The sequence below is a fragment of the Kitasatospora sp. NPDC101447 genome, from assembly GCF_044767225.1.
GTDB lineage: Bacteria > Actinomycetota > Actinomycetes > Streptomycetales > Streptomycetaceae > Kitasatospora.
On sequence record NZ_JBIWNL010000008.1, the window covers coordinates 41,910 to 59,787 of the forward strand.

The 17,878-nt window shown below is 71.7% G+C and carries 16 protein-coding genes; 8 read left to right on the forward strand and 8 right to left on the reverse strand.

All coding sequences use genetic code 11. From position 1 onward, the window contains the following. Window positions 1-169 precede the first annotated feature (169 nt). Window positions 170-313 carry a hypothetical protein gene (locus ACIRST_RS14270; RefSeq protein WP_402802486.1) on the reverse strand — a complete coding sequence of 48 codons (144 nt, stop codon included), beginning with the start codon at window positions 311-313 and terminating at the stop codon, window positions 170-172. 290 nt (window positions 314-603) lie between these two features. Next, window positions 604-1,620 (reverse strand): helix-turn-helix domain-containing protein, encoded by a 1,017-nt coding sequence (locus ACIRST_RS14275; protein WP_402802487.1) that lies wholly within the window; start codon window positions 1,618-1,620, stop codon window positions 604-606. 270 nt (window positions 1,621-1,890) lie between these two features. Here ACIRST_RS14275 and ACIRST_RS14280 point away from each other — a divergent pair, with 270 nt between their 5' ends. Both ACIRST_RS14280 and ACIRST_RS14285 read left to right on the forward strand, forming a co-directional pair. After that, window positions 1,891-2,640 (forward strand): TetR/AcrR family transcriptional regulator, encoded by a 750-nt coding sequence (locus ACIRST_RS14280; RefSeq protein WP_402802488.1) that lies wholly within the window; start codon window positions 1,891-1,893, stop codon window positions 2,638-2,640. Further along, window positions 2,637-4,013, forward strand: a complete 1,377-nt coding sequence (locus ACIRST_RS14285) for a carotenoid oxygenase family protein (protein WP_402802489.1) — start codon at window positions 2,637-2,639, stop codon at window positions 4,011-4,013. The genes ACIRST_RS14280 and ACIRST_RS14285 overlap by 4 nt, the downstream gene beginning before the upstream one ends. A gap of 123 nt (window positions 4,014-4,136) precedes the next feature. Here the strand turns inward: ACIRST_RS14285 and ACIRST_RS14290 are convergent, their stop codons facing one another. Next, window positions 4,137-4,988 carry a LysR family transcriptional regulator gene (locus ACIRST_RS14290; protein ID WP_402802490.1) on the reverse strand — a complete coding sequence of 284 codons (852 nt, stop codon included), beginning with the start codon at window positions 4,986-4,988 and terminating at the stop codon, window positions 4,137-4,139. Between the two features lie 95 nt (window positions 4,989-5,083). Here ACIRST_RS14290 and ACIRST_RS14295 point away from each other — a divergent pair, with 95 nt between their 5' ends. The 4 genes from ACIRST_RS14295 to ACIRST_RS14310 all read left to right on the forward strand — a co-directional run bounded on the left by ACIRST_RS14295 (window position 5,084) and on the right by ACIRST_RS14310 (window position 10,053). After that, on the forward strand, window positions 5,084-5,815 hold the full coding sequence (locus ACIRST_RS14295; RefSeq protein ID WP_402802491.1) for an SDR family oxidoreductase: 732 nt from the start codon (window positions 5,084-5,086) through the stop codon (window positions 5,813-5,815). Window positions 5,816-6,110: 295 nt separating this feature from the next. Next, on the forward strand, window positions 6,111-7,457 hold the full coding sequence (locus ACIRST_RS14300) for a cytochrome P450 (protein WP_350524529.1): 1,347 nt from the start codon (window positions 6,111-6,113) through the stop codon (window positions 7,455-7,457). Window positions 7,458-7,501: 44 nt separating this feature from the next. Next, the gene (locus ACIRST_RS14305; RefSeq protein WP_402802492.1) at window positions 7,502-8,491 is read left to right on the forward strand and encodes a terpene synthase family protein; all 990 of its coding nucleotides are present in this window, start codon (window positions 7,502-7,504) and stop codon (window positions 8,489-8,491) included. Next, on the forward strand, window positions 8,488-10,053 hold the full coding sequence (locus tag ACIRST_RS14310) for a prenyltransferase/squalene oxidase repeat-containing protein (RefSeq protein ID WP_402802493.1): 1,566 nt from the start codon (window positions 8,488-8,490) through the stop codon (window positions 10,051-10,053). Before ACIRST_RS14305 ends, ACIRST_RS14310 begins: the two co-directional genes overlap by 4 nt. Here the strand turns inward: ACIRST_RS14310 and ACIRST_RS14315 are convergent. Together ACIRST_RS14315 and ACIRST_RS14320 are read right to left on the reverse strand one after the other, a co-directional pair. Then, window positions 10,043-10,660, reverse strand: a complete 618-nt coding sequence (locus tag ACIRST_RS14315; RefSeq protein WP_402802494.1) for a hypothetical protein — start codon at window positions 10,658-10,660, stop codon at window positions 10,043-10,045. The genes ACIRST_RS14310 and ACIRST_RS14315 overlap by 11 nt on opposite strands. A gap of 851 nt (window positions 10,661-11,511) precedes the next feature. Beyond that, window positions 11,512-12,297, reverse strand: a complete 786-nt coding sequence (locus ACIRST_RS14320) for an AraC family transcriptional regulator (protein ID WP_402802495.1) — start codon at window positions 12,295-12,297, stop codon at window positions 11,512-11,514. Window positions 12,298-12,437: 140 nt separating this feature from the next. On the opposite strand from ACIRST_RS14320, the gene ACIRST_RS14325 reads away from it, so the two are divergent. After that, a complete protein-coding gene (locus ACIRST_RS14325) occupies window positions 12,438-13,328 on the forward strand; it encodes an NmrA/HSCARG family protein (RefSeq protein ID WP_402802747.1) in 891 nt (296 codons plus the stop codon). 643 nt (window positions 13,329-13,971) lie between these two features. Here ACIRST_RS14325 and ACIRST_RS14330 read toward each other — a convergent pair. The 3 genes from ACIRST_RS14330 to ACIRST_RS14340 form a co-directional block, all read right to left on the reverse strand. Further along, a complete protein-coding gene (locus ACIRST_RS14330) occupies window positions 13,972-14,400 on the reverse strand; it encodes a DUF4240 domain-containing protein (protein WP_402802496.1) in 429 nt (142 codons plus the stop codon). A 169-nt stretch (window positions 14,401-14,569) separates the two neighbouring features. Continuing rightward, window positions 14,570-15,241 (reverse strand): hypothetical protein, encoded by a 672-nt coding sequence (locus ACIRST_RS14335; protein ID WP_402802497.1) that lies wholly within the window; start codon window positions 15,239-15,241, stop codon window positions 14,570-14,572. A gap of 406 nt (window positions 15,242-15,647) precedes the next feature. After that, complete coding sequence (locus ACIRST_RS14340; RefSeq protein ID WP_402802498.1) at window positions 15,648-16,085, reverse strand: hypothetical protein; 438 nt, start codon at window positions 16,083-16,085, stop codon at window positions 15,648-15,650. Between the two features lie 333 nt (window positions 16,086-16,418). Between ACIRST_RS14340 and ACIRST_RS14345 the strand changes: the two genes are divergently transcribed. Beyond that, a complete protein-coding gene (locus ACIRST_RS14345) occupies window positions 16,419-17,858 on the forward strand; it encodes an alpha/beta hydrolase (RefSeq protein ID WP_402802499.1) in 1,440 nt (479 codons plus the stop codon). Window positions 17,859-17,878 lie beyond the last annotated feature (20 nt).

The window sequence follows — 17,878 nt, forward strand, 5'->3', positions numbered from 1 at the left end:
CATCCGGCCTGCGGCACGCGGGTGGGACGGCGAGTGGGGACGACGGGTGGGACGGCGGGCGGCCCGGGTGACGCTGCGGCGCGTCGGGTCGCGCGGACCCGGGGCGTTGTCCGGAGGTGGGGGGCGAGGGCCCGGGGCCTCTGCGACTGGCCTGCGGAAGCCCGGCCCGTCACGCCCTCGTCGTCACGGAGCTCACGTCGGACTCCGACCGCTTCTCGCCGGGCAGCGAGGCGGTGGAGGCCTGGGCACCGGCGGGGACGAGCGCGGCGACGCAGACCACGGTGTCGGCGCCGGGGGCGAACTTCTTGGGCATGGACGTTCTCCTGCTGTGGGGTCAGGGAGGTGGTGGTGCTGAGCGGGGGCTGCTCACCCCGGCCCGGTCGTGGGGGGCACGATCGAATCCCGGGGAACGGGCCCGCCCACCGCACCGTGCGGAGGATTCGCGCTCCGGCCGGTGGGGGGCCGTGGGGAATAGAAATACCGTCAGAAATACTCCGCCAGGCGCCACTTGCCGCCATTGGCGCGTTGTGGCCACAAAGGTCGGATACGGCCGGTCGCGCGGCGAGTGCGGGCGCCCACCCACCGGAACCGCTCGCGACCTGGTCAGATCCAGCCGTTGCGCGCCGCGTGCAGCGCCATCTGGAAGCGGGTGACCGATCCGGCGCGGGAGTTGAGCTGTTCGAGGTGGCGCGAGAGGGTGCGGCGGCTGACACCCAGCAGTTCGGCGATGGTGTCGTCGGTGACCCCGGTGGCGAGCAGCTCGATGATGCGCCGGTGGATCGGGGCGAGTGCCGACGGCACGCGGCCGCTCAGGTGCATCGGCAACGCCGTCCGCCAGGACGCCTCGAACAGCCCCGTGAGCGCGGACAACAGGCTCGACGGGCGGACCAGCAGCAGGGAGTCGTTGACCTCCGCCTCGACGAACGACATCGACACGATGGCCAGTCTGCCGTCGAAGATGGTGAGCTTCACCGGGACGGTGGGCAGGATCCGGGCCTGTTCCCCGGCGGCGATGCACGGCTTGATGTTGACGGCGTAGTAGGCGGCGTCCTGGACGGCGGACCTGGAGTACACGACCCGGTACGCCACGCCCTGCCGGAGGTTCTCGATCTGGATCGGGTTGGCCGCCCGGTTCGTGTGGTACGGCGGCGAGTCGAAGCGCAGGACCTCGCTCTCGGCGGCCGCTTCGATGGTCTCGATGCGCTCCACGATGGAGTCGCCGGTGACGACCTCGACCAGGTTCTCGGTCGGCTGGGGACTGACCGAACGCCGGTACCCGCCATAGGCGTTGACGGCTGCCTGCTGGGCCTCGCGGAGCTCCGCGGCGCGGCTGTGCGCCAGGAACTCCAGCGCGACGGTGGGCTCCACGGGCACGTGCCGACGCCCCCCGGTCTCCGAGACGGTGACCAGGCCCAGTCTGCGCAGCTGTGCGAGGTTCTCGTCGAGTGCCGGGTCCCCGTCCGGGCCACCGTCCCCGGGGGCTTCCCGGTCACGCCCCGGGTTCCGGGCCGGCTGCTCGCCGTCGCCGGACCGGACGGCGAGCAGCGCCGTGTAGGCCTCCGCTTCACGGCGCGTCAGTCCCAGACGACACAGGTGCGTCGGCAGGTCCTCGTCGGTCATCAGCGTTCCTCCCGGTGAGGGCAGGCCGACTCGCGCGTGCACCGGAAACGGCACGGCCGCTCCGGCCCGTCGCTGCCGGCTGCGTGCGGTGTGCCCGGAATCGTGACACGTACCAATCGGTAGGTGTCGGTCGGGACCACCCCGAACCAAGATCCACACCGGGCCCGACCGAGATCCACACCACCCGGCCGGCCCCCGGACCGGCACGGCATCCGGAAGGAGGCCCGCACCCGCGAACCGGCGGACCTCGCGCACCGTACCCACGGTCAGGTGGCCGTCCCGACCGCGGTGTTGCTCATCCTGGTGGCCGCCTTCCTCACCTGGTGCGTGCGACGGGGCGAGTCGCCCGGGCCCCGGGTAACGACGTTACCCATGGGATACAGTGTTACCGTGAACACGTCTTACCAGGACGCTCAACGCGCCGGCCAAGCAGCCGTACGCACCGTGATCCTCGACCACGCCATCGACCTGCTGGTCACGGAGGGGCCCGCCGCGCTGACGATGCGGCGGATCGCGACCGGGATCGGCGCCTCGACCAAGGTCCTGTACACCATGTTCGGCGGCAAGGAAGGGCTGGTCGACGCGCTGTACCGGGAGGGGTTCGCCCGCCTGCGGCGCGTGCAGCAGCAAGTCCCCCGGGCGGAGGACCCGTTGACCCACCTCAACGATCTCGCGGCCGCCTACCGTGCACACGCACTGGCCGAACCGGCCTACTACCGGGTGATGTTCGAGCAGACGATGCCCGGCTTCCGGCCGAGTGCCGAAGCCCTGGGCGCAGCCGAGGGCGCCTTCGACGCCTCCGTGGCGGCCGTTCAGGCATGCATCGATTCCGGCGTGTTCGGGCCGGGAGACGCGCACGAGATCTCGAAGCTCCTCTGGGCGGCGGCACATGGGGCGGTGAGCCTGGAGATCGCCGGCCACTTCCCGCCGGAGGCCGCAGCTCGCCGCTTCACCACACTGATGGCGGCGGTGGGACAGGCGTTCCTCGCCGACGAGCAGGGACAAGGACGGACGTCATGACGATCAACCGCTATCTGTCGGGGAGTTTCGCGCCGGTCACCGAGGAGGTCACTGCGTTAGACCTGCCGGTCACCGGCCGGATCCCGGCCCACCTCAACGGCCGCTATCTGCGGAACGGCCCCAACCCGCTCGGCATCGAGGACCCCGCCGCCCACATCTGGACGCTCGGTGCCGGCATGGTGCACGGCGTCCGCATCCGCGACGGCCGTGCCGAGTGGTACCGCAACCGCTGGGTGCGCTCATCGGCCGTCGCCGACCGGCTGGGGGAACCACGGCGCGGGACTCCCGTCGACGAGCGACTGGACATGGCACCGAACGTCCAGGTCGCGGGACTCGCGGGCCGCACGTTCGCCCTGTTGGAGGGCGGGATACGCCCGTACGAACTCAGCTACGACCTCGACACGGTGGGCCCCTGCGATCTCGGAGCGACTCCTGAGGGCTACAGCTCCAATGCCCATTCCGTCTTCGACCCGCACACCCGGGAGCTGCACTCGCTCGCCTTCCTGTACGGCTCGCCGCACGTCCAGCACATCGTGATGAACGAATCCGGCACGGTGGTGCGGACCACGCTGATCCATACGCCCGGAAATCCCTACATGCACGACTTCGCGCTGACGGAACACCATGTGGTCCTCTTCGACGCACCGGTGGTGTTCAGTGCCGCTCAGCTGCCGACCGGAGTCCCCTTCGTCTGGGACGAATCCCACCAGGCGCGGGTGGGAGTGATGCCACGCACGGGCGGCGAGGTGCGCTGGTTCGAGGTCGCCCCCAGCCTGGTGGGCCACACGCTCAACGCCTACGACGACGGCACGGACGTGGTCATCGACATCGTCCGACACCCCGAGGGCTTCGACATCAGGGACTTCGGCACCAGCCGTCCCACTCTGGACCGCTGGCGGGTCGACCTGGTCACCGGAAAGGTCCGCGAAGACCGGCTGGACGACCGCATTCAGGAGTTTCCCCGGGTCAACTCCCTTTGCGTCGGACGCCCTCACCGATACGGGTACTCGGCCGCGGTCGAGCTCTACGCACCGCCCACCGGTCCGGGCGACCCGCGGCCGAACGAGGGGTTCAGCAGTGCGCTGCTCAAGCACGACCTGGTACGCGGTACGACCGAGGCACACGAGTTCGGCCGGTTCGGGGCCGTGGGCGAGGGCGTGTTCGTCCCCACGGAGTCGCCCGTCGCCGAGGACGACGGATATGTGATGGCTTATGTGCACGACCCCGAGCGCGGCGCGGCGGATCTGGTGATCCTGTCCGCCCGGGACTTCACGGGCGAGCCGGTCGCCCGCGTCCACCTTCCCGTGCGGGTCCCCCTCGGCCTCCACGGCAACTGGGTCCCGGGGGACCCATGGAGCGGCGCCCGTCCCTAGGGACCGATGCCTGGCCGAGGGGCGAACAGCCGGATGTCGCCGGGACCCCTCGGCTCCCGGCGAGCGGGGTGGCCGTCGGGCCGACGGCATCGTCTTCAGGTGATCAGCGACCGGACGGTGGAGCTACTGGAGGCGTGTCGCGGTCCGGACGAGGTCGGCAACGGCCCTGGACCGGCTGTGCGGCGGCCAGGCGATCACGGTGGTGACCTTCGGCGCGTCCAGTACGGGCACGGCAGCGAGATCGTCGTGCAGTTGGGACCGGCACGACTCCGGTGCGACCGAGCAGGCCCGGCCGAGCGCGACGAGCTGCAACAACTGCGCGTGGTCGCGGACCTGGGGGCCGGGCCCGGGCGGGTAGGTGCCGTCGGGGTCGGGCCAACGGGGCAGGGGCAGACCCGGGAGCCCGGTGATGTCGGCCATGTGCACATGGGCCCGGGCGGTGAGCGGGTGCCCGGCCGGCAGGACCACCACCTGGCCCTCCGTGCCGAGTTCCTCGATGTGGAGCCCGGCCGTCGAGTCGAACGGCCGGTGCAGCAGCGCCACATCGGCCTGACCCTGGCGCAGGAGCCGCCCCTGCTCGGCCGGTCCGCACAGGATGACCTCCACGGGCACCGCGCCGGGTTCGGCGGCGTACGCGTCGAGCAGGTTCGCCAGCAGTTCACGGGACGCGCTGGCCTTCGTGACCAGGATCAGGCCGGGGCCGTCGGTCGCGGAAAGGGCCGCGCGACGGGTCCGGCGTTCGGCGGCCTCGACCGCTCCCAGGGCCGCCCGGCCCTCGACCAGCAGCACCGCGCCGGCCTCGGTCAGCGCGACGGTTCGGCTGGTCCGGTCCAGAAGCAGTACCCCGAGCCGCCGTTCGAGCTGCTGGATCGCCCGTGACAGGGGTGGCTGTGCGATGCCGAGGCGCTGGGCGGCACGCCCGAAGTGCAGCTCCTCGGCGACAGCGACGAAGTACTGCAGTTCCCGCGTCTCCATGCGGTCACGCTACCCCGGATCAATACCCGGACGGTATCGGTGTCCACCTGATCGGTCTTGGACCACGGCCCCGGGTCGGGAGCAGCATGGTTCCCATGAGCGAACGAACGATCGCGCTGGTGACCGGCGCGAACAAGGGAATCGGCTACGAGATCGCCACAGGTCTGGGCGCCCTCGGCTGGAGCGTCGGAGTCGGCGCCCGCGACACCCAGCGCCGCCAGGCCGCGGTGGACCGACTGCGCGCGGCCGGCGTCGACGCGTTCGGTATCCCCCTGGACGTGACCGACGACGCGAGCGTGACCGCTGCCGCACGGCTGATCGAGGACCGTGCCGGGCACCTCGACGTGCTCGTCAACAACGCCGCCATCACCGGCGGCATGCCGCAGGAACCCACCCGGGTCGATCCCGCCACGATCCGAACGGTCGTGGAGACCAACGTGATCGGCGTCATCCGCGTCACCAACGCGATGCTGCCGCTGCTGCACCGCTCCGCCTCACCGCGGATCGTGAACATGTCCAGCAGCGTCGGCTCCCTCGCCCGGCAGTCCGGAGCCGACGGCGAGCAGGCGATCGGCCCGGTGGCCGCGGCGTACTCGCCGTCGAAGACGTTCCTGAACGCCGTCACACTCCAGTACGTCCGGGAGCTGAGCGGTACGAACATCCTGATCAACGTCGGCTGCCCCGGCTACGTCGCGACCGACCTCAACGGCTTCCGCGGGGTGCGCACCCCCGAACAGGGCGCGGCGATTGCCGTCAAGCTCGCAACACTGCCCGACGGCGGCCCGACCGGTCAGTTCTTCGAGGACGCCGGCTCAGTGCCCTGGTGAGGGGCAGGGCGGCCGTCCCGCACTGGTTCCCCCGCCCTTGCCGTGCAGCGGACCGGAGCCGTCCCTGACCGCCGGTCAACCAGGGTGTGACGCAGGCCGGCTGCCGGCCGGTTGCCGACCGGTTGCCGACCGGTTGCCGGCGTGGGGCCCGGCACGCCCGGGGAGGTCGGTGGCCACCGGCGACGAGCCCGCCGGCACCCTCACTCGCACGGGTGACGCACGGAGTGGCGTCACCCGTGTCGGGGGCGGGTGCGCGGGAGGCTTGCCGCCCGCGCACCTCGGTGGAAGGTCTGTGATGGCGTTCGGCGTCCGCTCCGAGCTCGCTTCGATCCGGTTGGCGCCGGGGGCCCGGCCGGTGCTGGGGCACACCCCGGCCATGGTGCGGGATCCGCTGGCCTTCCTGGACGGACTGCCCGGTGACCGGCCGTTGCTGCGGCTGCGGTTGGGGCCGAGCACCCTGGTCCTGGTCTGCGACCCTCAGCTGGTCCGCCAGGTCTTCCTGGACGACCGGACCTTCGACAAGGGCGGTCCGCTGTACGAGCGGGTCCGCGAGGTCGTCGGCAACGGGCTCGTCACGTGCGCGCACCGCGACCACCGGCGCCAGCGGCGTCTGTGCCAGCCGTCCTTCCACTCCGACCGGCTGCCCAACGTCGTCGCCGCAGCGATCGGTGCCGCGCAGGAGACGACCGGGTCCTGGCGCGACGGACAGGTTCTCGACGTCATCGCCCAGTCCGTGGCGTTCGCGACCCGCGGCATCCTGGGGAGCCTGTTCAGCACCTCGCTGCCCGATACCACCGGCGAGCGGATCCGCCGAATGCTCGCCGTCCTCGATGACGGGATCTTCCGACGCGCCTTCAGCCCCGCTCTCCTCAACCGGCTACCGCTGCCTGCCAACCGGCGCTACCGGGACGCCGCGGCCGGGCTTCGCCGCGAGGTCGCCGCGATCATCCGCGCCCGCCGTGCGGAGCGGCGCGACCACGGGGACCTGCTCTCCGCTCTCCTGGGCGTCGCCGGCTCCGAGGCCGGCGGCCACGGCGCGCAGGCCTTGTCCGAGACGGAGATCGTCGACCAGGTCCAGATCTTCCTGCACGCGGGCGTGGAAGCCAATGCCGTCACCCTGGCCTGGTCGCTGCACCTTCTGGCCGAGCATCCGGCCGTCGCCGAGGGCGTGCGTGCAGAGTGCGATGCCGTCGTGGGCGACGCCGCCTGCGCACCGGAACACCTGCCCCGCCTCGTCCTGACCCGGGCCGTGGTGACCGAGGCTCTGCGGCTCTACCCGCCGGCCTGGCTCCTGACCCGCTCGGTGGCGCAGAGCACGGACCTCGGCGGCGCCCGGCTGCCCGCGGGCACCGCCGTCGCCCTCAGCCCCTACCTCCTGCACCGCCGTCCCGAGCTCCACCCCCGGCCCGAGCTCTTCGACCCGGAGCGCTGGCGCGACGGCCCGCCCGACCGCACCGCCTTCGTGCCCTTCGGGGCCGGGGCCCGCAAGTGCATCGGCGACCGCCAGGGCGTGGAGAGCGTCGTGACCGGGCTCGCCGTCATCACCCGGAACTGGCAACTGGCCTCCTCCACCCGGGCGTCGCCGCGGCCCCGCGCCCTCCTGATGCCGCGTGGCCTGCAGTTGCGGGCGAGCGCCCGGTGAGCGGCACCACCCCGAGGAGCCGGGACTCGCGGCGAACCGAGCCGATGACCGAGGACCTCCCCGTCCTCCCGGACATCCCCTGCCCGTTCCCCTCCACCTTCGGTGCCCACCCGCACCCGCACCCGCACGCCGAGACGGCCGAGAACGACGTCCTGGCACTCCTGGAGGGCATCGACGCCCCGGCCGGGCTGCGACGCAGGCTCGCCGACATCGGCCTCGGGCCCCTCACTGGCCGGCTCTACCCCGGTACCTCCCGTCACGGACTGCGCCTGGCCATGCTCTACTACGCCCAGTTCTGCCTGCACGAGGACTGGATCACCCGCCAGGACCCCGCCGCCCTCACCCGCGTCTACGACCGCGTCCTGGCCGCCTTCGACGGGGAGCCCGTCACCCCGGACGACCTGCCGCTCACCCGGCTCACCGCCCGCCTCGCCCGGCACCTGCGCGCCTTCCGCCTGCCCGAGCACACCGGGCGCTTCCGCACCGCACTGAGCGACTACCTGGGCGCCCACCTGTGGGAGGCAGACCTCCAACGCCACTTGCGCTCACCCACGCTGGCCGAGTACCGGCACCTGCGGCCCGTCGTCCTGGGCGTGCGCCCGCTGCACGAGCTGTACCCGCTCATCCACGAACGGCCCGTACCCGCGCACCTGCTGGGCCACCCCGTGGTCGAGGCCCTGGGCGCCATGATGGTCAACTTCCACGTCCTGGCCAACGACGTGCACTCCCTGGCCAAGGAACTGCGCGGGGAGAGGCACCCCCTCAACACCGTGCTCGTCCTGCGCGCCGAGAGGGGCCTGACCCTGCAACAGGGCATCGACGCCACCGCCCGCGCCGCCGCAAAGGAACTTGCCGCCTACCAGCAGCTCAAGGCGGCCCTGCCGCGCCTGGGCCTGGATCACCCGGCGCTCGCCGCCCACCTGGCCGACGTGGAACGCCTCGCCGCGGACACCGTCGCCTGGCACCTCGCCACCCCCCGCTACCAGGCCGCCTCCCGCCACCAGGCCGCCCCCGACGGAGGGACCGGCTCGTGAGCGCCCGCGGCTCCGCCCACGACCACGCCCTGCACCGGCTGCGGGCCCTCGTCGACGAACTCGGCGCAGGCGGCGGAGCCATCACCCCCGCCGTCTACGACACCGCCCGCACCGCGGCCCTCCTGCCGCACCGCCCCCGCACCGGCGAGATGCTCCACTGGCTCACCACCCGGCAGCAGCCCGACGGCGGCTGGGGCGACCCGCTGACCCCCCACGCCCGCGACCTTCCCACGCTCGCAGCCGTCCTCGCCCTCACCCCCCACCCCGCCCACCGGCCGGCCACCGAAGACGGCATCGCCTTCCTGCACCGGCACGCCGCGCAGGTGTGGAACGGACCGGTGCCCCAGGACATCCCGGTCGGACTGGAACTGCTCCTGCCTCCGCTCCTCGCCGAAGCCCGCACCGCCCATCCCACGCTGCCCACCGCCCCGTACGACGCGCTGCGCGTCCTGGGCAAGCGGCGTCGGCAGCTGATCGCTCAGGGCGCACCGCACGCCGCCGGCACCGCGGCCGTCCACTCCTGGGAGGGCTGGGGCCGCGCCACGCCTCCGCTACCGCTCGACGGCAGCGGAGGCGTCGGCCACAGCCCGGCCGCCACCGCGACCGCCCTCCACCACCTCGAACGCCAGGCCCCGGCCGCCCACCACCTCGGACGCCAGGCCCCGGCCGACACCCTGCGCACCTATCTCGCGCGGGCCACCGCCAACCGGCCGCCCCTCCTGCCCACGGTCTGGCCCATCGACGTCTTCGAACGGACCTGGGCCCTGCACGCCCTGGCCCTGGCCGGCCTGCTCGACCACCCGCACCTCGCGACCTCGTGCGCCCGCCAGCTCGACGTCCTCCAGGCGGCGTACACCCCCGCAGGCCTGGGCATGAGCGAGCACTTCATGCCGGACGGGGACATCACCGCCACCGCGAGCCTCACGCTCGCCCTCGCGGGCCGCCCCAGCGACCCCGCCGTGGTCGAACGCTTCCGCCACGACGACCACTACCGCACCTACCCGGGCGAACTCCAGCCCTCGCTGACCACCACCGCCCACGCCCTCCACGCCCGGACGCACGCCGACCCGGCCGGGCCCACCGGCCCCGCCCACCGCTTCCTGCGCGAGCGCCAGGACGCGGACGGCCGCTGGAGCGGCGACAAGTGGCACACCTCCTGGATCTACACCACCGCCCAGGTCATGTTCGCCCTACCTGCCGGCACCGCGGCCCGGCGTGGCGCCGAAGCCCTCCTGGGCGCCCAACGACCCGACGGCGGGTGGGGCGCCCACCATCGCGCCACCGCCGGCGAGACCGGGTACGCCGTCCTCGCCCTCCTGACCCACCGCACCCCCGGCACCGCCCCCGCCCTCGCCCGTGCCGCCCACTGGCTCGCCCGCTGGCAGGAATCCGGCGGGGTCTGCGACTGCCACCTGTGGACGGGGAAGGAGACCTACTGCCCCCAACGCATCGACCGCGTCGTCGCCCACGCCGCCTTCCTCGCCGCCGCCCGGAGCTCACGGACCCGGCCGGCGGTCCCCACACCTACCGACCCCGCCCGGGAGGCGACGTTCAGGCGGTGACGGTGCCACCGCACGTGGCGAGAAGGTCCCCGGGTGCGACGGAGCCGGCTCCGAAAGCCTCGTTGACGGCGTCGGCGAACTCGGGTTGGACCGAGAGGCGCGCGTCGGAGAGGGCCAGGTTCACCCGCGGTGGGACGACGGAGCGTACGTCGGGGGTGATCGTCGGTCGGGCGGCGACGTTCAGGACCGGCATGCGGGTGCCGGCAGGATCCACGGTCGTCTGGACGACGAAGGTGGTGTCGCCGGTGAGACTGCCGTCGCTGTTCGAGATCTGGACGTAGTGACCGGCGGCGTCGGTGAGGGCGAACCCGCCCTTCGTCGTCGCGCGGATGTAGACCGAGTTCGCCAACGCGACGGGGTTCCCGACCGAAGCCAGGTCGATGGTGGCGGTGCCGGTCGCGTCGACCAGTCGAAACGCCGTCGGACTGCTCCCGGGCGTGAGGGCCCTGAAGGTGACGCCGTCCTTCTTCCAGGCGAGCTCGCACTCCGCCCCGCCGCTGCCCAACGGCAGCGTGACCGAGGTGCCGGCGAAGCAGAACGGAGCCGCAGCCGCAGCAGCGGTCAGAACGGTGGCGGAGACGACGACGAGGATCGTCCTGCGTGACATGGGAAGGAACTCCTTGCTCGGGTTGCGCTTCCCCCACTGGTGGCCCGCCTTCACCGTGCTGGTCCGGGGTTGGTCGCGACAACCCCTCCGGTCCGACCAGCCGTACGCATACACCCGTTCGGCTCGGTGGGACGAGCGACACGGGCCGGCCCGTACCTCCTACCTGAGGGACGACAGGCGGTTCCCTCACCCTCCGCCGCCCGGCTGCCGGGTCGCATCCGGCCCCCGAAGCGGGCGGGCGCGGCGCCGCAGCGCTCCACGCGCGGGCGGGCCTGCTGGTCCGGGTGACCGGCCCCGGTCACCCGGACCACTCGGGGAAGAGCAGGAACCGGTCGAGCCGGTCCAGGCGAACCGACTCCCCCGTCCCGATCATCCGCACGATCTCCCCCGGGAGCCGTTCCTGGTCGAGGCCGAGCAAGGAGCCGGGCAGGGCGGCCGGTTCGCCACCACCGGCGTCGCGCCCCCGGCGTCGCCGTCGCGGAGCAGCAGGCTGGGCGCCGTGTCGCAGCAGCCAGGCCAGGTCGGCGAACGGAGGTGATCGGGGCCGGGATCCAGCGGGGTCTACTCAGGACGCCGATCACGCGTCACGCGTGCGGCTGCCGCCTGCACCGCCTCTTACTCCTGCTGGTTCGGTCCGCACTCGGACCTCGGGCGCCCCGGCGACGCTTCTTGAAGCGACTCGCCGATTCTTCCGTATCCGGCCCAGCGGAGGCCAGACCGATCGCGGTGTCCCTCTGTCCCACTCGGACCGACTCGCCGTCACCTCGTCACGGAAGTTGGATCAGAACCGCTTGGGTCGGCCGCCGTCAGCTGGCGGGCGCTCTGGGTGGTGAAGGAGGGAGTCACCCCTCTCACCCATGGGAGCTGCGGGAGGACCGAGCCGACGAGCGGTAGCCCCCCGGTGTCTGACCGACCAGTTCGGTGAAGGCGTCGATGAAGCTGCCGGGGTTCGACCAGCCCAACCGGATCGCCGTGTCGGTGACCGAGGCACCGTCGCTGAGCTCGATCAGCGCCCGTTGGATGCGCAGCAGGGTGCGCCAGTGGCGGAAGCTCATCGACAGCTCGCTGCCGAACAGTCGGCTCAGGGTGCGTTCGCCGGTGCCGGTGCGGTGGCCCAGCTCGGCCAGCGTCGCCGGGCTTGCCGGGTCCGCATGGAGCAGGTCGGTGACCGCCTTGAGACGCCGGTCGCTCGGCTCCGGGAGGCGCAGCGGCTCCTGTGCGGCGCGGGCGAGCTCGGCGAGTACGACGTCGATCAGCAGCCGCGAACGGGGGCTCTCCAGCGGCTCGCCCTCGCTCATCAGCGCCAGATAGGCCTCGCGCAGCAACGCGCTCGCCACGAAGACCGACGGCTCGGCCGGCAGTTGTCCAGTCAGCGTCACGGGCAGCGACAGCACCCGGATGTCCGTCTCGCCGTACGCCTTGCTGCTGTGCACCGCGAAGGGCGGCACCCACATGATCCGACTGGCCGGCGCCACCCAGGTGCCCACCTGGGTCGCTGTGACCAGGGCCCCACGCGCGGCGTAGCGGAGCTGGCCGTAGTCGTGGAAGTGCGCGGCCACGTCGGCGCCATGGGCCAGCGGCGCCGACAACGGCGCATCGTCGGTGCAGAAGCTCGGCTCGCCTCGGGGGTCGGACACGCGATCGAGGCTACCCGCCGCTGGCGGGTTATCGGAAGATCCTGGCGTGATACCGGTGGTGCGCCTGGCACCGCAGACCGCATCGTGGAGACATGTCACAACAGATCAAGCTTGAGACCGCTGGTGAAGCGGTGGCAGCGATGAACACCCGGACGACCGGCACGATCGCCGTTTTCGGCGCGACGGGGCAACAGGGCGGGGCGGTGGTCGACGCGCTGCTGGACCACAACGCGCGGGTGCGGGCTCTGGTTCGCAACCCGCAGTCCGACCGGGCTCGGGCGCTGGCCGCCCGCGGCGTCGAGCTGGCGGCCGTCCGGGCCGACGACCCGGCGTCGCTGACCACCGCGCTGGCGACGGTCGGGGGGTTCTCCTTCATGACCCCGGAAGCGAACAGCCTCGAAGAGGTCGAGGCGGAGATCCGCATCGGTACCGCGCTCGTCGACGCGGCAGTTGAGGCGGGCGTCCCGCACGTCGTGTTCAACTCGGTCTTCGGGGCGGACCGGGAGTCGGGTGTGCCGCACCACGACTCGAAGCAGTCGATCGAGGAGCACCTGAGGCAGTCCGGCCTCAGGGCCTCGGTGGTTCGCGCGACCGCCTTCATGGAGAACTTCGCGAGCGTGATGGCACCGAGCCTGGAGCATGGGGAGATCGTGCTGAGGATGCCGCTGCCGGAGGACGTCGCCCTGAAGATGATCTCGGTCCGGGACATCGGCCGGGTCGCCGCCGCGCTCCTGCTCGACACCGCGGTGGCGACCGGCGGAGTCGTCGAGCTCGTCGGCGACGAGCTGACGGGCCCCCAGATCGCCGAGGCGTTCGGCGCGCACGCCGGGCTCCCGGCACGGTACGAGGCCCTCCCGTTGAGCGTGCTTCCCAACGACCTCGACAAGGCGATGTTCCGCGAGTTCGCGAAGGCGAGGGAAGACCCTTCGGACCTCACGGTGGTGCGCTCGATCGAACCGGCCACCCTGGACCTGGTCGAGTGGATCCGAGCTACCGGCTGGACCGCGCCCGCAAACGTGGCTGGTTCCTGAGCCTCCGGCGAGCGTTCACCTTTTCCGCCTACGGCAGGCCGGAAGTCCAACAACTGTCCGAGGTCCCGGTGCCGGCACCGGCCCGGGGCAGGAGCGGCTGGTGAATGTCGACGTGGACGTGGAGTCGGTGAACGTGAGGGTCAAGGCCGCGGCGGCGGGGCACAGATGTCCGGGGTTCGGGCGCTGGTCGACCCGGGGCGGACTTTCGTCGAGCCGATCGAAGGGCTGACGCGACGCCACGGCCGGTGGACCGAGCGCCTGCGGTCGACGCTCGCCTCGGTCGGCCTGGCACTGGCCTGGCGGGCCGGTGCCCGGCTGGCCGGGGTGTTCGGGGTGTCGGTGAGCCGGAGCACGGGTGCCGAGACCCGCCGGCCGGTGGACCTGCTGCCCGACCGGGAGTCGTCGGGCCTGGCGGCCTGGCCGGCCGAGCGGCCGGGCGGCGCGGATTGCTCGCCCGAGCCATCCGCACGGTCGACGCCGGGATCTCCCGCCCGGACCACTACCCCATCGCCCTCGCAGCCCACCCCCAGTGAAGAACCCTCAGGCGGGAACAGCAGGGCAGACATGCCCGACGGCCGGAAAGGCCGGGATCCTCACCCTCTTCGGTGAAGAGCGCCCGGCAGCATTCGTCTCTGTCCGGCGCTCAGCCGGCCCAGCCCTCGGCGTTCGAGTACGACTCGAAGGAGTAGCGCGTGTCGCGGCCCCACTCCTCACCGGTGATGCGTTCGTAAGCACGGTCCGGCACGTAAAGCAGGCTCTCGGCCCAGATGTGGTCGATGACGAACGGGGCGAAGGCGGAAGCGTCCTGCAGAACTCTGCCGAATACCGCGCGGCCGGCGGCGACGACCGCGGCCCGCGTGTACAGGAAGGCGTCTTGCGACAGGTCTTGTCCGTACTCCTTGCGGTCCAATTGGTAGAGCACCCAGGACAGTTGTTCCGCTAAGCCTGTGACCAGCGACAACGGCGACCGGGCGAGGCGCTCAGTGATGTTGGCGGCGAGGAGTTCGGCCTCCGAGTCAGGTCCTGCGGGCCTGCAGTCTTCGATGAGCTGCCAGAAGGCGTCTTCGTTCACGCTGGGAGCATGACGCAGCGGACGGACACTTCCGACCACTGAGCGACCTGGGTGCTGTTGTGGGACTGGTGGAGATCACCAACAGCATCCGGAAGTTGAGCCAGAACCACTTCACGTGCACGAAGCCAACGGCGCACCGGCCCAGGCATCAACTCGCCCGGATCGATCGTCAGTAGTGTGACCAGTATGGGTCGTCGGTGATCGGGGGCACGACGGTCAGCTGGTGCGAGTAGTCGTCCAACCGGTGGCCGGGCTGGGAGGGGGCCTTGCCGTACACCTCGGTGCCCGCGTTGTGGACTCCGTCCATGAAGGCCTGGAGGCTCACCCCCGGGGTGTCCATCTCCAGGGTGACGAGGACGCCGTCGGGTGAGGTGGCGGAGATCTGGCGCTCATCGGTCGGGAAGGTGTCGGTGTTGGCCCCGACGAAGTTCTGGAACTTGCCGACGGTGTAGCCGTGCGCGGTCCAGTACCGGGCGAGCTGGTCGGCGAGGACCTTGTACTTCGACCGGTCGATCCGGGCCTGGAGCGACCACATGCGGTACACGTGGGAGGTCGGCATCGGTTCGCCGTCCCAGTGGTCCGGGTCGCGGACCACCCAGTACCAGCCGTCGGAGTGCGCGACCTGCGGGGTGATGGCGCCCACCGAGCCTTCGAGGGCGCTCTGGATACTGTCCCGGGCCTTCCCGGCGTCCGTCCCGGGCTCGTCGTGCCTGGCGACCGGGCCATGGCCGTGGTCCCAGGCCCAGTTCGCGGTCGCGATTGCGCCGATCAGAAGGAGGGGGAGCACCATGCCGAGAACGACCGGCCACCTGCGGGCCGTCGTACGGTCACCGGTCTGCATCTGTGTCGTCCCCCGTGTCGGCCGATCCGCTTGCGTTCTTGATCACGCTACTGACGTGCAGTACCGCGGTCCTGAGCACGAGTACTCAGATCCGGGCTCAGGCCGAGGCCTGCAACCACGAGCGCCGACGCACCATGGGGCACGCGAGCCGGGCGTTCGGACCGGCATTCCGGCATTGCCACCACAGGTCACCTCAAGCACGGGCAGGTGACGTGACCCCTGACGTCCGTCAAGAACACGCAGCGTCAAGTGACATGGCTGAGAACAGAGGAGGGCTCCGCGCTCCGAGCGTGGCGAGAGCAGTGCAAGGAGAATCAGGTCCTGTCCGGAGTCCGGATCCACCTACGTGCAGTCAGGAGCAACGGGATTGCGCCTCGGCCGCCCCGGACGACCCGCAGCCGGTCCGTCACCACTCCCTGCCGCGCCTGACCAGGACCGCCAGCACCACCACGGTGGGCAGTTTGATCACCAGAGACACGGCCAACGCCACGTAGGAATCACCGTCGCCCCCTATCGTCATCACGTCGATCACGGTACCGATCAGCATCAGGGTCACGCTCGCGGCTGCGGCCCACGCGACCATCCGCGAACGCCCCGTCAGGAGAAACGCGGTGACGATCAGTGCGGCGCACTGGAGCAGGTCCTCCGTGCCGATCCACATCTCGGGCCAGGTCCCGAGCCACGTTTGCCCCGCCGCGTTCGACCCGAACAGCGCCACCACGACCAGGGCGCCGCCCAGCACCCTGCGCCGACGCGCCGACTGCGGCTCGTCGGCCCCCAGCCGGTCGAGCACATCACGCAGCGGCCGGTCCGCACGTATACGACTTCCCATGACCGGCACCATATCGCCACGCCACCGCGGCCCGGGCGCCCTTTCCGGCTGCACCCCCGCCCGGTGGCGCAGCGTGGCCGCGGCCACGGCGGCGCCGGCAGTGGGCAGTTGGGCGATCCAGGCCGGGTGGTCCGTCTCAACCGGTACTGACTTGCCCGGCTGACGCGTTCCGCAGCGATGACGGATTGCTCGCCCCGAAGCCGGGGGGTCGCTGGAGCGGTGCATGCGGTGTCATTCCGATCACCTGATCGGGTCTGGCCCGTCGATTCCTGTCGACCATGCCGCAACGGCGTCGCTTACGTTGGTCGGGACGACGTGATCGCGTCGGGACCGGGGAGAAGTCGGATGCGCAGGAGCTTGTCCGTGGTGCTCGGCGTCGCCGTGTTGGCAGTCGCACTGGTACCGGGGGTGTCCGCGGCGGCCGCGCCGGGTGCGGTGCAGTGGGGGGCGTGCCCGGAGGATGCCGCGTGGGCCGGCCTGGAGTGCTCGACGGTGCGGGTGCCGCTGGACTATCGGCAGCCGGACGGGAGGAAGATCGAGATCGCGGTCTCCCGGCTGGCGAGCCGGAAGCCGGCGCAGCGGCGAGGGGTGCTGTTCACCAACCCGGGTGGTCCGGGCGGGGTGGGGCTGCGGTGGGCGGGTCAACTCGGCCAGTTGCTGCCCCAGGAGGTGCGGGACGCCTACGACGTGATCGGGATCGATCCGCGCGGCGTCGGCCACAGCACGCCGGTGACCTGTGATCTCACCGAGGAGCAGATGGCACCGGGCAACCTGCCGTATGCGAGGAATCCGGGCGATGTGGTGAAGCAGGCCGAGATCGCCGAGACCGTCGCCAAGCAGTGCGCCGCCTCGGAAAGCGGGTACATGCTGCCGCACGTCACCACCGCGAACGCGGCTCGCGATCTGGATCGGATCCGGGAAGCCCTCGGCGAGCCGAAGATCTCGTACCACGGGGTTTCCTACGGCACCTATCTCGGCGCGGTGTACGCGCAGCTGTTCCCGGAGCACACCGACCGGATCGTGCTCGACAGCAACCTCGGGCCGGGCGGGTACGACCGCACGGCCATGCGGCTGTTCGGTCGTGGCATGGCGGACCGGTTCCCGGACTTCGCGAAGTTCGCCGCCGCGGAGAACGCGAAGTACGGACTGGGCGCCACGCCTGAAGAGGTGACGGCGAAGTTCTTCGAACTCGCCGCGCGGCTGGACCGCAAGCCGGTCGGCGGGGTCGACGGTTCGCTGTTCCGCGGGCTCAACTTCGGCGCCCTCTACAGCGACTTCGGCATGCCGGAGCTGGCCGGGAACTGGCGGCTGCTCGACCAGGGCCGGCCACTGCCACCACCCGTGCCCGCTTCCGACAATCCCTCCGCCGCCCGGCTCTACACCCTCTGCGGCGACTCCAGCTGGCCGAAGTCGGTGCTGCGCTACCAGGTGGATGTCGAAGTCGACCGGGTCAAGTACCCGATGCTGGGCGCCTCCGGGGCCAACATCACGCCGTGTGCGTTCTGGCCGTCCGAGCCGGTCGAGCCGCAGGTGCGCATCACCGGCGAGGGCCCGTCGAACGTGCTCCTGCTGCAGAACCTCCGCGACCCGGGAACGCCGCTCACCGGAGCCCGGAAGCTGCGGCGGGCCTTCGGCGACCGGGCCAGGATGGTGACCGTCGACGCCGGCGGGCACGGTTCGTACCTGTTCGCCAAGAACAAGTGCGGCGACAGAGCGGTGACCACGTTCCTGACCACCGGGGAGCGACCGGCGCAGGATCTCGCCTGCGCGGCCGAGACCGGCTGACCGGATAGCCGAAACAGCCG

Excerpts from the sequence above, each read along its gene's own strand:
- ACIRST_RS14270 (WP_402802486.1), bottom strand. The coding sequence starts at position 313 with ATGCCCAAGAAGTTCGCCCCCGGCGCCGACACCGTGGTCTGCGTCGCC.
- ACIRST_RS14275 (WP_402802487.1), bottom strand. The coding sequence starts at position 1,620 with ATGACCGACGAGGACCTGCCGACGCACCTGTGTCGTCTGGGACTGACG.
- ACIRST_RS14285 (WP_402802489.1), top strand. The coding sequence starts at position 2,637 with ATGACGATCAACCGCTATCTGTCGGGGAGTTTCGCGCCGGTCACCGAG.
- ACIRST_RS14290 (WP_402802490.1), bottom strand. The coding sequence starts at position 4,988 with ATGGAGACGCGGGAACTGCAGTACTTCGTCGCTGTCGCCGAGGAGCTG.
- ACIRST_RS14295 (WP_402802491.1), top strand. The coding sequence starts at position 5,084 with ATGAGCGAACGAACGATCGCGCTGGTGACCGGCGCGAACAAGGGAATC.
- ACIRST_RS14300 (WP_350524529.1), top strand. The coding sequence starts at position 6,111 with ATGGCGTTCGGCGTCCGCTCCGAGCTCGCTTCGATCCGGTTGGCGCCG.
- ACIRST_RS14305 (WP_402802492.1), top strand. The coding sequence starts at position 7,502 with ATGACCGAGGACCTCCCCGTCCTCCCGGACATCCCCTGCCCGTTCCCC.
- ACIRST_RS14315 (WP_402802494.1), bottom strand. The coding sequence starts at position 10,660 with ATGTCACGCAGGACGATCCTCGTCGTCGTCTCCGCCACCGTTCTGACC.
- ACIRST_RS14325 (WP_402802747.1), top strand. The coding sequence starts at position 12,438 with ATGAACACCCGGACGACCGGCACGATCGCCGTTTTCGGCGCGACGGGG.
- ACIRST_RS14335 (WP_402802497.1), bottom strand. The coding sequence starts at position 15,241 with ATGCAGACCGGTGACCGTACGACGGCCCGCAGGTGGCCGGTCGTTCTC.
- ACIRST_RS14340 (WP_402802498.1), bottom strand. The coding sequence starts at position 16,085 with ATGGTGCCGGTCATGGGAAGTCGTATACGTGCGGACCGGCCGCTGCGT.
- ACIRST_RS14345 (WP_402802499.1), top strand. The coding sequence starts at position 16,419 with ATGCGCAGGAGCTTGTCCGTGGTGCTCGGCGTCGCCGTGTTGGCAGTC.